General features: G+C 37.2%; 13 protein-coding genes and 5 pseudogenes. 9 read left to right on the top strand and 9 right to left on the bottom strand.

What is annotated here, in order from left to right:
- Window positions 1-196 precede the first annotated feature (196 nt).
- Both K6984_RS28650 and K6984_RS28645 read right to left on the bottom strand, forming a co-directional pair.
- Window positions 197-512 (bottom strand): annotated as a pseudogene (locus K6984_RS28650) (IS6 family transposase); the annotation flags it as partial.
- Window positions 513-599: 87 nt separating this feature from the next.
- Window positions 600-1,484, bottom strand: a complete 885-nt coding sequence (locus tag K6984_RS28645; protein WP_221898422.1) for a DNA adenine methylase — start codon at window positions 1,482-1,484, stop codon at window positions 600-602.
- An 86-nt stretch (window positions 1,485-1,570) separates the two neighbouring features.
- Here K6984_RS28645 and K6984_RS28640 point away from each other — a divergent pair, with 86 nt between their 5' ends.
- Entirely contained in the window at window positions 1,571-1,825 is a 255-nt protein-coding gene (locus K6984_RS28640; RefSeq protein WP_221898421.1) for a helix-turn-helix domain-containing protein, read from the top strand.
- A 16-nt stretch (window positions 1,826-1,841) separates the two neighbouring features.
- On the top strand, window positions 1,842-2,642 hold the full coding sequence (locus K6984_RS28635; protein ID WP_230988343.1) for a DUF7687 domain-containing protein: 801 nt from the start codon (window positions 1,842-1,844) through the stop codon (window positions 2,640-2,642).
- 71 nt (window positions 2,643-2,713) lie between these two features.
- On the opposite strand, the gene K6984_RS28630 is transcribed toward K6984_RS28635, so the two are convergent.
- Window positions 2,714-3,796: a ParA family protein gene (locus K6984_RS28630; protein ID WP_221898419.1), complete on the bottom strand. Its 1,083-nt coding sequence runs from the start codon at window positions 3,794-3,796 to the stop codon at window positions 2,714-2,716.
- 253 nt (window positions 3,797-4,049) lie between these two features.
- A complete protein-coding gene (locus K6984_RS28625) occupies window positions 4,050-4,268 on the bottom strand; it encodes a transposase (RefSeq protein ID WP_221898423.1) in 219 nt (72 codons plus the stop codon).
- Window positions 4,269-4,414: 146 nt separating this feature from the next.
- Here K6984_RS28625 and K6984_RS35380 point away from each other — a divergent pair, with 146 nt between their 5' ends.
- Both K6984_RS35380 and K6984_RS28620 read left to right on the top strand, forming a co-directional pair.
- Entirely contained in the window at window positions 4,415-4,543 is a 129-nt protein-coding gene (locus tag K6984_RS35380; RefSeq protein ID WP_263458596.1) for a hypothetical protein, read from the top strand.
- A gap of 27 nt (window positions 4,544-4,570) precedes the next feature.
- Window positions 4,571-4,741: a hypothetical protein gene (locus tag K6984_RS28620; protein WP_221898418.1), complete on the top strand. Its 171-nt coding sequence runs from the start codon at window positions 4,571-4,573 to the stop codon at window positions 4,739-4,741.
- Here K6984_RS28620 and K6984_RS28615 read toward each other — a convergent pair.
- Complete coding sequence (locus K6984_RS28615; protein WP_221898417.1) at window positions 4,703-4,981, bottom strand: hypothetical protein; 279 nt, start codon at window positions 4,979-4,981, stop codon at window positions 4,703-4,705. The genes K6984_RS28620 and K6984_RS28615 overlap by 39 nt on opposite strands.
- 1,427 nt (window positions 4,982-6,408) lie before the next feature.
- Between K6984_RS28615 and K6984_RS28610 the strand changes: the two are divergent.
- From K6984_RS28610 to K6984_RS28595, 5 genes and pseudogenes are all read left to right on the top strand, one after another.
- A pseudogene (locus K6984_RS28610) lies at window positions 6,409-6,801 on the top strand (recombinase family protein); the annotation flags it as partial.
- Window positions 6,802-6,813: 12 nt separating this feature from the next.
- A complete protein-coding gene (locus K6984_RS36820; protein ID WP_420831738.1) occupies window positions 6,814-6,996 on the top strand; it encodes a helix-turn-helix domain-containing protein in 183 nt (60 codons plus the stop codon).
- 106 nt (window positions 6,997-7,102) lie between these two features.
- Window positions 7,103-7,297 (top strand): annotated as a pseudogene (locus tag K6984_RS28605) (transposase); the annotation flags it as partial.
- 354 nt (window positions 7,298-7,651) lie between these two features.
- On the top strand, window positions 7,652-8,233 hold the full coding sequence (locus K6984_RS28600) for a hypothetical protein (protein ID WP_147774450.1): 582 nt from the start codon (window positions 7,652-7,654) through the stop codon (window positions 8,231-8,233).
- Between the two features lie 123 nt (window positions 8,234-8,356).
- Window positions 8,357-8,494 carry a hypothetical protein gene (locus K6984_RS28595; RefSeq protein WP_221898415.1) on the top strand — a complete coding sequence of 46 codons (138 nt, stop codon included), beginning with the start codon at window positions 8,357-8,359 and terminating at the stop codon, window positions 8,492-8,494.
- A gap of 189 nt (window positions 8,495-8,683) precedes the next feature.
- Here the strand turns inward: K6984_RS28595 and K6984_RS28590 are convergent.
- From K6984_RS28590 to K6984_RS28575, 4 genes and pseudogenes are all read right to left on the bottom strand, one after another.
- A pseudogene (locus tag K6984_RS28590) lies at window positions 8,684-9,364 on the bottom strand (N-6 DNA methylase); the annotation flags it as partial.
- 309 nt (window positions 9,365-9,673) lie between these two features.
- Complete coding sequence (locus tag K6984_RS28585) at window positions 9,674-10,363, bottom strand: SLATT domain-containing protein (RefSeq protein ID WP_221898414.1); 690 nt, start codon at window positions 10,361-10,363, stop codon at window positions 9,674-9,676.
- Window positions 10,364-10,504: 141 nt separating this feature from the next.
- Window positions 10,505-11,796, bottom strand: a pseudogene (locus K6984_RS28580) (SMODS domain-containing nucleotidyltransferase).
- Window positions 11,797-11,829: 33 nt separating this feature from the next.
- Window positions 11,830-11,985: an Eco47II family restriction endonuclease gene (locus K6984_RS28575; protein WP_373862492.1), complete on the bottom strand. Its 156-nt coding sequence runs from the start codon at window positions 11,983-11,985 to the stop codon at window positions 11,830-11,832.
- Window positions 11,986-12,031: the final 46 nt, after the last annotated feature.

The raw sequence follows: 12,031 nt of genomic DNA, 5'->3' as shown, positions 1-12,031 counted from the left end.
AACAGTTTATCTGTCCCCTTTTTCAATTCACGCTTTTCACTCGATGTTCAAGTTTTTTAACTAATTGATTTTATTGACAATTTTACTGACAAAGAAAGCATCAACATCATTGTAAATCAATCACTTATAAAACAAAACCGGAAAAATTTACTTTTCTTAGCCCAGTTATAGCTGAAAACTTGAACATCGAGTGAAAAGTGAGTAAAAAGTCAATGGTGCTGCCTTCTTTATCAACTGCTCGATAAAAATATGTCCACTCTCCTTTGACTTTAATATAGGTTTCATCCATCCGCCACCGACCACCCACAGGACGCTTCTTTTTGTGAAAATCTTTCTCTAATTTAGGCGCATACGGTGATAACCCAGCGGTTAAGTGTGCTGTGGCCAACATGATAGCCTCGTTCTTCCGCTATTTCTTCAAGATTGCGATAACCGAGTGGGTAAGCCAAGTACTATCTGACATTTAGGAGAATGATCTCTTTTTCAAAGTGGCGCCATTTGAAACTAAGCATTTGAGAATTCCTGATATAGAGATTTAAACTTAATGATAGCAGATAACCTGAGGAAGTGAACTTTATGCGACAGAACCGCTGACAGCGTTAGTACGTAAGGAGAAGCCTATCGGATACAAGCTCATTCTCAAGAGTCTTACCCTCCATCTGGAAACGTCTGAGCATCGATCTTCCACAATTCACAAATATTTCTCGTTCAAAAAGTCCATCAGGAATAGGGAGTCCGCACTGCATATTTCCTGATTTTTTTGTTCCATCTATACTTAAAGCAACATAAACCCCTTTGGATTTGCACTCCGCAATAACCGCGAATAAATGTTCAAGCGAAAAATCTTGCCCGCCATATAAAATTCCCTGACTATGGACATACGGTGGATCACAATAAATCAAATCCCCTTCGTTAGCTTGAAGCATCATCTGCTCATATTCACTATGAACAAACTCAGTATTCTTTGTTCTTTCAGCCCAAATTTTTACCCTTTTCTCAAATGACTCAGGTTTAATCGGATTATGAACACCACAAGGAGTAGACATATAACCATCACTCTTCCTAAATCTCACCACACCACCATAGCAAGATCGACACAAAAACAATAAATCAGCGCCGTTAGGAGACTTATTATATGAAGCCTTTATCTCCTCATACCCTTCTTTCTTCCTTTCACCATTGGCTTTATTCCACCTCTCAGAATACCAAGAAACAAGTTTTTCAGGATCGTCATGTAAACACTTAAAGATATCAATAATTGCTCCATACTTATCAGAAGCAATTGCTTTTTTTGGGGCCAGCGTGGCAAGAACAGCCCCACTACCTAAAAATGGCTCATAATATGTATTGTAATTATCAGGAAAAAAACCGGCAATTTCATGTGCAAACTTTTGTTTGTTTCCAACCCACTTTAATAACTGTGTACTAAATTTCTTGACCACATGGTGACCATCTTTAATATCATTAAAACTTTCTAACTGCATTTACAGTACCTATTAAATAAATCAAAAACCATCATACCAAACAATCCGAATTTGGGATATTCATATTTCGGATATATAAAGATCCTATGCTTACAGAACGTTACTCAAAAGAACAGCTAATTCTTCAAGGCTTACTTAAAAAGCTTAGGGAGGATCGATCTTTAACTCAAGGAGCTTTAGCCGAAAAGCTAAGGACTCCTCAATCACTAATCAGCAAATATGAGTCAGGCGAAAGACACCTTACATTTGTAGAGCTGAATCTAATTTGTACTGTTCTTGAGGTAAGCATTTCTCAATTTTCACTTTTATTCGAAAAGAGCATAAAAAATAATGAAAGCTAATAGTGAGTATTTACAAATGCCCCGACATTTTTGGGCCTATGTACGAACGATTAGCCAAGGTTGTGGCTATACAGATAGAAAGACAAAAAAAGTTAAAATACCAACAATTGAATCGATAATAAAGGCCTTTGATGATCTTGGGTTAGATATTTCAGAAATACTTCACAATGGCCATTTAACGGATTTTGGTACGCAACTTCTAGGGTATTTTGAGTATCGTGCAAATGTTCTAAATGATTATGTAAAGCCACGACTAATGAATAAGGATCAGGCTCAACAAGTTTTTGAAGAACTCTATTCTGAATTAAGCCCTAACTGCCCACTCCCTATGAATAAACAAAAGGGCGAGAAAAAAGCAAATGCCTTCTTCACCTGCATTATAAATATTCTGATTGAACATGAAATAAATGGAAGAATTTGTGATTACGATCCGCGAAAGCTTACAACAGTAACCAATGGTGGCTGCCCTCTTAGAACTCTTGCAAGAAGAGTTGACGGCGCTTATCCATCAGTAGTTAACCCAACGGCTATTTGGGAGATAAAAGAATATTACTACACGACTACTTTTGGAAGCAGAGTTGCAGATGGTGTATACGAGACTCTTCTAGACGGAATGGAGTTATCCGAACTACACGAACACGAAGGCATAAAAGTTCATCATTACCTAATGATAGATGATTATTTTACTTGGTGGGAATGCGGTAGATCATACCTTTGCAGAATAATTGACATGCTTCATATGGGATATGCAGACGAAGTTCTATTTGGCTATGAAGTAGTTGAAAGAATACCTAAAATAGTAAACGAGTGGTTATAATATGAGCCAACAAAACCTTCTTAGACTATATAGGATAGGAAAGCATTATATAGCAAATATAAAATGGCTTTTTATGCGGGTTTTATTTCATGTGTCAGGGCTGATAACCTACTTACTAGATTTTCAATTGTTTCTTTACAAAGATCTCTCTGCTCTTTAGACACTTGTATTTTTTCGCCATAAACATGATAAACATTTTTATCCATTTTACTTAGTGGAATTCCTTTATTGGCGGCAACCACGCCTGCACTGTTAAAATCACGTAACTCCACGCTATACTGTTTTTCAAATGCATCTTTGTCGCTTACATTAGATCTCTGGGCATTTACAAACCTACTAGATTTATTTGAATATTCTTTATACATCGTTTGAATAGCTTTACTCGATAACGCTTTAAAAGCATGAGCAGCTCCTTTTTGTTGTGTAAATCTATTTCCAAGTAGTAATGCTATTTTCGGGCGATCCATCTCAAAATTGTCAACTTTTGTTGAAAACGTATACTTCCCATAAATGCTGTGTTTTGTTTTAGCTCCCCAAATTAAATTAAAGAGCCCCGTTATTGCATATACGGAAGAATCATCCGCATTTATAGGTACTAAGAGTTCATCAGCCGATAAAATTGCTATTTGTGTATACACAGAAAAGCTAGGATTCGTATCTATGAAAAAAGTACAAGGCTTATCACCAATTTTTTTCTTTGTCAGGTCCTTAATAATTGAATGAATATTGACCCATGGTTTGTCATTTACAGTTAATGGGGTTGCATCTGCCCGCTCTGAAAGTAAAGGTGCAATTAATTCTAGATTACCATCGCCAGATAGTAGATGTATGTTCTCAGGTAAGTTTTTATTGTGATCAGATAATTTAATTATGTATTTACTTAAATCATTAGTATCAGATTTAGTTATGCTATCCGTTATTAACCCAACAACAGTTTTTGGCGTACTTGATTTTATAAACTGTTGAAGTACTTCTTCTGCTTTTTCACCACCTCCCAATAACATCATTGAAACATTTGCTTGTGGGCACATGTCAATTACAACAACATCTCTTTCTGGGTTTTTTTCTGCGTATACGGCTGCAATATGGAAAGTTATGGTGCTCTTACCAACACCACCTTTGTTATTCCACATTACATAACTTTTATTTGTCATAATTATTTCTCTCTTATAATCTGTTTTTCAAAAAAATACCGAGTGGCTAACATTCTAGCATGCAAAACACGAATAACCTTCCCGTCTAAGCCGGGACACCTACGCTCAGAAAAGGTAGGCCTATGGCTCATACTACGCCACAACACACGCCATATAACACAGCCCTGACGCATGAACTAAACAACTACCCGCTAAAATGGGTGGATTAGAGAGACTGGCGACTGAAAGTCTGGATACAGGGCAAATAGCCCTGTTATTTTAGCTCTCCATACTCTGTTTTAAAATTGTTATTCGGGTTGGCTTCAGAATGGTGATCAAGATAATTCTTTATCATTTCCTCAGTCATTTGCCTTACCAACTCTCTTACACCCAAGCTGATATCACCTTTTAAAACTTGGTATCTGTATTTTGTTACCCAAACAAGATGATATGCAATATTGTAGACTGTATGAATGCCATAATGATAATCCATCTTTAGATTGTAATATTTGAGATAAATATGCTCGCCTGAAACAATAACTTCGCCAATTTTAATTAAAGCCAAAAATGACAATCTTACACCGATATAAATCAATCGCTTATAGGCTATAAAATTCATAAACCGGGGAGTCGCTATTTTTGCGAAAGCTTGTTTTGGGCATCCCAGCCCAAGCAAGCAGCAAAAACTTAACGCGACCACTTATGCCTCCGGCGGCCCCGATTCGTCCTCGTCACCTCGTCCCGACCCAACAAGGGGTCGGAACATAGGCTCCAAATGACTTGACGCCGTGTCGAATGGCCTTTTATTTTGTCTCCACCTTCGCTAACGCTCAGACTCCGACAAAACAACGGCCCTACGGCTATCGCGGACTAAAAATCATCACTTCGCTTAGACTACGTTTCCCTGATTTTCAGCGACAGAACCAGTTAAACGTCATCTTTTACAGGAACTACAACAACAGATAATACGTGTCTTATTGCTGAAGGTATGATTGTAGTAAATATGTGCCTAATCTCGATAACTCTAAATACGTACTCTGATTCCAGATTGTGGTTACCCAAGTCAAAAGGATTAATTTTGTCTCCAATTGCTACAGAAATTGGAGACAAAATTTTAAGCTGATGAAAAGCATCATTTATTATTGATTTCTCGTGAAACTCAATTCTATAGTAAACAGGTAAGAATTCTTCTTCTATTTTTTGCATTTGTAACTCCACACGATTATTTATGACAACTATATTTGTCACGAGCTAGGGAATCTGCTCTAACTTGTTTTATATCCTCCCTAAGCCCATCGACCTGTTTCTCAAGCCATTCTATATGAGACCTCTCAACCTGCACCACTGGCACGGATGTTTTTGTAACCTTTGACGTTGTATTTTGTTTCAGATCACCATACACACGGATTAATTCCGCAGTATCAAGAAAACCATCACTATTCCTCGATACCCTACCAGATGAGACATGTCGGTATAAAGTCTGCTTCGATTTTTCGATTAATCGTGAGGCCTCTGTCATTGTTACTAATGCCACTTTATCACCCGTAATTGTTATTCTATGAAAGTGTAACTATTTATCACATCATAAAATCATCACATATTTAGAGTGAACACGCCCGCTGAAAATCAGGGAATCGGGGAGTCGCTATTTTTGCCTACCCTTTACCCATCATGTAAAAGTTATCACCCTATTTTACCTACCCTAATGAATACTTGATTTCCGTTCAATCCGCATTTAACTATTACTATTAGTGAGGCTTTATTGTCTTGATAACTCACATTAAGACGTATGTATCACACCATGCAGAGATAAATAACCCTGTGACATTACTATGTGTAAATTGTGAGCAACAATTCTTATATCGTAGTTACCCACAAGAACTGTTGATAAAAGTGTGTATTACTTTTGAGTAACTGGATTAAAGCCACGGTACATATGGGATAGGGTTATATTGTGTATTTTTTGTACAGGACATTTATTAAGCTACATTTGATTCACAGTTTCACTATGTTCCTAAGTAATGCCACGCATATAACACTATCAAGGAGTGTCACATAAATGGTCGTTTATGTGGTGATGGTGGCTCAAACGGGTTCTATAAGTGTTTGTATAAAAATCAACTGTAACTTGTTTTTATGCGGCAAATGGATAAAACACCATTAACAATAGCAAATATAAAATGGCTTTTATGCGGTTTTTTTTCCATTCGCAAGGTTTAAACCTTGCGCCTTTCAGCAATACCTTCGCCAGAATTAAAATAAACTCATTTTTATGAATTTTATAGCCTATAATCGATTGATTTATATGGGTGTAAGATTGTCATTCTTGGCTTAAATTAAAATTGGCGAAGTTATTGTTTCAGGCGAGCATATTTATCTCAAATGTTACAATCTAAAGATGGATTATCATTATGGCAGTCATACAGTCTACAATGTCGTTTTAGTTAAATATTACTCTATTTAGCTAAAATCAAGATTTGGCGTTAAAAAAACAAGTGTATTTTTTACATCGCCATAAACACAGATAATCACCATTAACAAGACCTTATTTATAGTTAATAATGTTAAAAAAGGCTGTTAAAAAACTTATCTCATGCTATAGTTAACAAAACCCATGTTAAAAAAGTAAACAGATGAAAATAGGTTACGCTCGAGTTTCAACATCTTCTCAAGATACATCACTACAAATAGACGCGCTTAATGCAGCTGGTTGCGAAATAATTTATAAGGAAAAAGCGTGAGGAAGTAAAAAAGACAGACCCGAACTTGAACAATGTTTAAAGTCTTTAAGGAAAGCTGATACGCTGGTTGTCTGGAAACTAGACGGGTTAGGAAGATCATTACAACACTTACTTGAAGTTATAAATGATCTTGAAAATAAAGGAATCGGTTTCACTTCATTAACTGAATCAATAGACACGACTACAAGCACAGGCAAACTTGTTTTTAATATATTTGGCTCACTTGCAGAATTCGAACGCTCATTAATTAAAGATAGAGTAAAAGCCGGCTTAGAGGCGGCTAGAAAAAAAGGAAGAATTGGAGGAAGGCCCTCAGCTCTTGATGAACAACAAAAGGAAATGGCAATAACGATGTTCAACGGCGGTGCATTGAAATCTGATATAGCAAAACATTTTGGTGTTACGAGACAAACTATTTACACCATACTTCAGGCGCGCCATGCTACCTCACGAAATTCCGGGACTCCTGTGTCGCCGTAATTCGTTCTCCTACGCAGCGAACAGGAGATGCTTCAGCCGCCCTGCGTCCGCCAAAGACTGAGCACAAAGCAGTTCAGTCATGGCTACCACAAATGGCTCTACGGCTATCTTACTGAGAAAGCGCAGTATTATTGAAACAATTAATGACCAATTAAAAAATATTTTTCAGCTAGAACACTCTAGGCACAGATCACTGACGAATTATATGGTCAATGCAGTCGACTGCTTGGTTGCTTATTCATACCAAGAAAAAAAGCCTGCTCTCAACCTAACTGAAGTTTCCCAATTATTGAGTAGCTGAAATACACAATGCTGGTGTATCGAGGTTTATTTTAGGTGGTTTTGCCATGTTTATAGCAAACCCCTACTTAATTCCCCTTAGGCAATAGCATTTGAAACGAATGAAAAGACTGTTTTTTTCATATAGTTGTAGCATAGTTTCAATTTTACCATAAATAATTATTGGGAAACTTCAGTTATTGTATAATGGAGTATTTTTATTGACGCGCGGAGCGCTGTTTAAGAGAAACCATATTGCTGTGATTATGGGCAATATATTGTCCACATGAACGGGATATTGCAAAATTTGCAAAATGCGCTCTGTGGCAATATATTCGTTTGAATGACATCATTTTTATCCATGAAATAAACTTAAATGATAGATAAAGAAAAAACCCCTAAAGGGTATCCAACACATAAACATCAAGCAGACTTTTGGGAGCATTTAGGTCGAACAGTAGCCACTTTTGGCTATCTTGAAGATGCTCTTGTAAAAGGAATTTATGTATTTGAAGTGATGACGAAATGTGACAAAAAAGTGAAAGACTTAGAGAGTTTTGAGAAGTGGTATTATGATACTCTTAATAGCAATCTACTTAAGAATATGTCACTACCATTTGGAAAGCTTGTTACAAAATATCATAATTTAGCAAATAATAATTCTTTAATTAATAAAGATGATGTCATCAAAAAACAATTAAAATTTTTAGATGATGAGGTCGTGAAATTTAGGAATATGTTCTGTCATGCAGGTTGGAGCGATCCTGACAAAGAAGGAAAGTCACTTCCTATTTATCTCAACAATAATGGAGAATACTTAAAAACACCAGTTGGTACTGAATTCTTACAGCAAACTCAAAAACATATTGCAGAACTTATATGCTTAGTAACGGAGATTAGTACAATACTGGATCCTGAGGGTCGATGCCTACCATCAAAACCTGGTATTGTTGAATAAAATAACGTTTATAATACATTTGTTTTTTTACTTCAATTATCAAGCAACTAAAGGAACATTCAGGCGCGCCATGCTACCTCACTGGCTGGACGGCTTTCGGAATGCAATTCTTGCTCCTCTCGCGTGCTGCTAGCACACGTCGAATCAGCGCATTGCCCTGTCGCCTATCAGGGACTAAAAATCACCACTTCGCTAAGCCCCGTTTCCATGATTTTCAGCGAGAGCTGGCGCGCCATATTTACTGTGAGTTATCCTTTTTAGAGTACTCGGATTCAATTGTAAAAAACATCAGGCGCGTCCAAGATAGAAAATTCCAGATACGATAAAAAAAGTTACTTACCTCCCTGGGCGAAGAATAAAAACAGGTTCATAACCAGGTTTACACAAATACGTATCTTTTGCGACAGAACCAGAAAAGGCCATCTAGCACCTTGTAGACTATGTATTTATCTAGGGTAAAGATGGCAATCCTAGTTCCTCGAGAAATGTATTATGCGTTTTGGTTGCTGTCAAAACCTTCTCTTCTAAGGATGTTAAATCATTGTGAACTTCTTTTAGGTCGATGATAGGCTCTGGCTTTGCCGTACTAACATAACGTGAAATATTCAGGTTAAAATCGTTTTTTTCAATTTCACGCATGTTTACACGGCGAGAATATCTCACTTCTTCAGTTCTGTACTGATAGCATTCGACTATTTTTTTAATATCATTTGGCTCGCCATCTTTACCATCACGTAACCGGTTCTGGCGTTTGCCTTTTTCAAAATACTCGCTGGCATTAATAAACAATACATCGTCGTATTTTTTGCATTTTTTTAGCACCAAAATACACACAGGAATCCCTGTTGAGAAAAATAGGTTGGCAGGCAAACCAATAACAGTATCAATATGGCCGTCTTTGAGTAGCTTAGTACGAATGCGGCTTTCTGCTCCACCACGAAATAGTACACCGTGAGGCAAAATAATGGCCATTGTGCCTTCGTCACTTAAAAAGCCAAAACCGTGTAATAAAAAAGCAAAATCAGCAGCTGATTTAGGAGCTAACCCATGGCTCTTAAAGCGAAAATCTTCGCTTAACGACTCATTAGGTTCCCAACGGTAACTAAAAGGAGGATTTGCGGTTCTGTCGCAAAAAATAAAATCACCTTATTACCTACGATTATAAGATTTAATTTGAGCCACAGTAGGTTCACATGCTCAACTGAAAATGGCTCTATTTTTCAAGCCATTACTTTCCTGAATACCCCATGGTAATTGACTTTAACACTATATTATCGTAATTTTAATGATGGGATGAGACTGTTTTTCTCCTGCATGGTGTTTTATCCATTTGCCGCAAAAAAACAAGTTACAGTTGATTTTTACACAAATATTTATTTTTTGCGACAGAACCCTAATAATTCTGAAAATCGTATAAATTAAAGATGCTTACCTAACAATTTACCTTCCCTCACGTTTCAGCTCACTTGGGAGAAAAGCATCAATTTCTTTATCAGAGAAGGTCATATCCTCTAGTTCCTTAAGTGCTGTCTGTGCCATGCTGTAAGCTTTAAAGTTAGTGCTAGGGGCTCCTGTGTATACAGAGTGCAATTCTTCAGCTAAACGGTCTCTTTTACTCAATATTTCTTCGACTGGTAATGCCTGAATATGCAGATCGGTTAGAAGTGATAGGTATGATTCACGGATAATCCATAATTCTGCACCTGCATGGCGATGCTTTTGAGCAATCTCTCCAAGATCGTAATCTTTGGTGTATGAATTTAGTGTAAGCAAAATTGTTGAAATGATTAAGGTTACGAAAACGCCAATTTGCTTATATTCAGCTAAATATTGAAAATCGAATAGAGCTGTAAGTAAGCCGCCTGTCACAACTGCTGATAAAACAATCTGAGCTAATTTAATGTATTTATGACGCGCAAGAAGTAAGTCCGCACATTTTTCGTGCGTTTTATGCGAGTAAACTACTCGGCCATAGCATTCTCTAAGCTGGCCTTCTAACGCTGTCAGCCCCGGACGGGCTGATAGTCTCCAGAAGGCGCAGGGAAATTTGCCAATCCGAAGTGCGCGATAGCGCGCGAGGGAGGCTAAAATTTTATCCCGAATAGCCGTAGAGCCATTTGTGGTAGCCATGACTGAGCTGCTTTGTGCTCAGTCTGTGGCGGACGCAGGGCGGCTGGAGCATCTCCTATTCGCTGCGTAGGTGAACGAATTACGGCGACAGGAGTCCCGGAATTTCGTGAGGTAGCATGGCGCGCCTGATTTTTTTCACTATCAGTCATTTTCATTTCCCTCTGAACCAATTGGAACTTTAATTCTATCCTTGGCAACTACGACTCCATCTTTTACACAGTAACATTCAACTATGTGATCACCTCGGAAACTCGTGGATTCCGTTAGCTCTTCATGTCCAAGATCGGGAACAATTTGCCCTCGAATCATATTTCTCTTACGGGCAACGTCCCCACGATTTAATACCTTCCAATAAATTTGGTATGGCTCGGTAACGGATAATTTAGTCACAGTAAATCTTAAACTTTTATTGACACCTAACTTAAACCTGCTGGATGATTTTTCACTCAGAAAATATTGTCTGAAGCCATTTTTCTTAACTTCACAGTCGATTCTTAAAAACTCTCTTATATCAATATTAAACTTATCTTCAATAAATTCTTCCGTATTGCGCCAAGTATCGGTAAAAGAACGGGACTTTGTTGTTTCCTCTGTTGCGGCAGGAAATGGTCGTCCATAAACCTTTTTCCATTTATCGTTTACGTTTTTATTATTCTCAGCCTCAATAGCTTCTCGGCAGAGCTTGTAGGCTTTTTTCGCTTTTCGTTGAAATGGCTTCTTAACCTTTACATCTTGTCGGCTTCCTGGCGCAGAATATTTAGTTTTTTTGGTAGTTCAGATAAATATTTAAAAAAATCTCTACTCAACCAGTGATAAAAAGCATAACTCCTCGAATCATAATCGGATGTTGAGTTAAGGAAGTTGTAGGCCAATGTATCAATTAACAATCCTCCCATTGCTACGCCATGCTTATTTTTCCAAGATCTTGCCATTTTACATAAACGACGTAAGTTCAAATCGGCAATAGCAGACATTTCTTCTTTTGGTTTGGTGATTTTCCAGCTACCACCATTGGATGTGTCAGGATATTTAAAACTGTCATCGTCCTGCTCAAATACTGGCTGAACTTCAACATGGAAATTGGTGTAAGTAACCGTTACAACTAATCGATCAACTCGAACTTTGGTGGAAGGGTAACGTTTCAAAATGGCAGTTTTTGTATCTTGAAGTAATTTTAATTGCCCGTCATATTTATTGTAGGTATCCCATTTTGTTTTGGGCATGATATACAGCATATCTAGGTCAGAAATGCCATTAATACCAGTTTTCCTTCCAAAAGAGCCAACCTGTAATGTATTGTCTGTTTTAGATTCGGTATCTCTAAACTTTTTATTTAATGCCGAAGTTATTTCACCATACCTTGTGCTGATAGTTGTTGTATTAGAAATCGCCAAATTTCCAATAAATTCGGAAAACATTTCCGAAACACTCATGCTGCGGTTTCTATGATGTTGGATATATCTTTTTTATATATTTTTTGCATCAAAAGTAAGTTTTATCGGGTCAATCAGGTTTTTATTAAATTCTTTTAGATTAACAGAAAACCTATACTTTTTTACTGTTTCAAGGACATGATTAAATATACTTTCATCATCTATGAACCCAAGATTATATTGTGGCATTTACACTATTACCTTATGTGTTTTTAATATTCTTAATCTAAAAGAC

Source organism: Bathymodiolus japonicus methanotrophic gill symbiont (assembly GCF_019721995.1).
In the GTDB taxonomy this organism is placed as follows: domain Bacteria; phylum Pseudomonadota; class Gammaproteobacteria; order Methylococcales; family Methylomonadaceae; genus Methyloprofundus.
This window is presented reverse-complemented; position numbering and strand designations above follow the sequence as displayed.

Coding starts and splice junctions, on each gene's coding strand:
- K6984_RS28645 (WP_221898422.1), bottom strand. CDS start 1,484: ATGCAGTTAGAAAGTTTTAATGATATTAAAGATGGTCACCATGTGGTC.
- K6984_RS28640 (WP_221898421.1), top strand. CDS start 1,571: ATGCTTACAGAACGTTACTCAAAAGAACAGCTAATTCTTCAAGGCTTA.
- K6984_RS28635 (WP_230988343.1), top strand. CDS start 1,842: ATGCCCCGACATTTTTGGGCCTATGTACGAACGATTAGCCAAGGTTGT.
- K6984_RS28630 (WP_221898419.1), bottom strand. CDS start 3,796: ATGACAAATAAAAGTTATGTAATGTGGAATAACAAAGGTGGTGTTGGT.
- K6984_RS28625 (WP_221898423.1), bottom strand. CDS start 4,268: ATGGATTATCATTATGGCATTCATACAGTCTACAATATTGCATATCAT.
- K6984_RS28620 (WP_221898418.1), top strand. CDS start 4,571: ATGGCCTTTTATTTTGTCTCCACCTTCGCTAACGCTCAGACTCCGACA.
- K6984_RS28615 (WP_221898417.1), bottom strand. CDS start 4,981: ATGCAAAAAATAGAAGAAGAATTCTTACCTGTTTACTATAGAATTGAG.
- K6984_RS28600 (WP_147774450.1), top strand. CDS start 7,652: ATGATAGATAAAGAAAAAACCCCTAAAGGGTATCCAACACATAAACAT.
- K6984_RS28585 (WP_221898414.1), bottom strand. CDS start 10,363: ATGGCTACCACAAATGGCTCTACGGCTATTCGGGATAAAATTTTAGCC.
- K6984_RS28575 (WP_373862492.1), bottom strand. CDS start 11,985: ATGCCACAATATAATCTTGGGTTCATAGATGATGAAAGTATATTTAAT.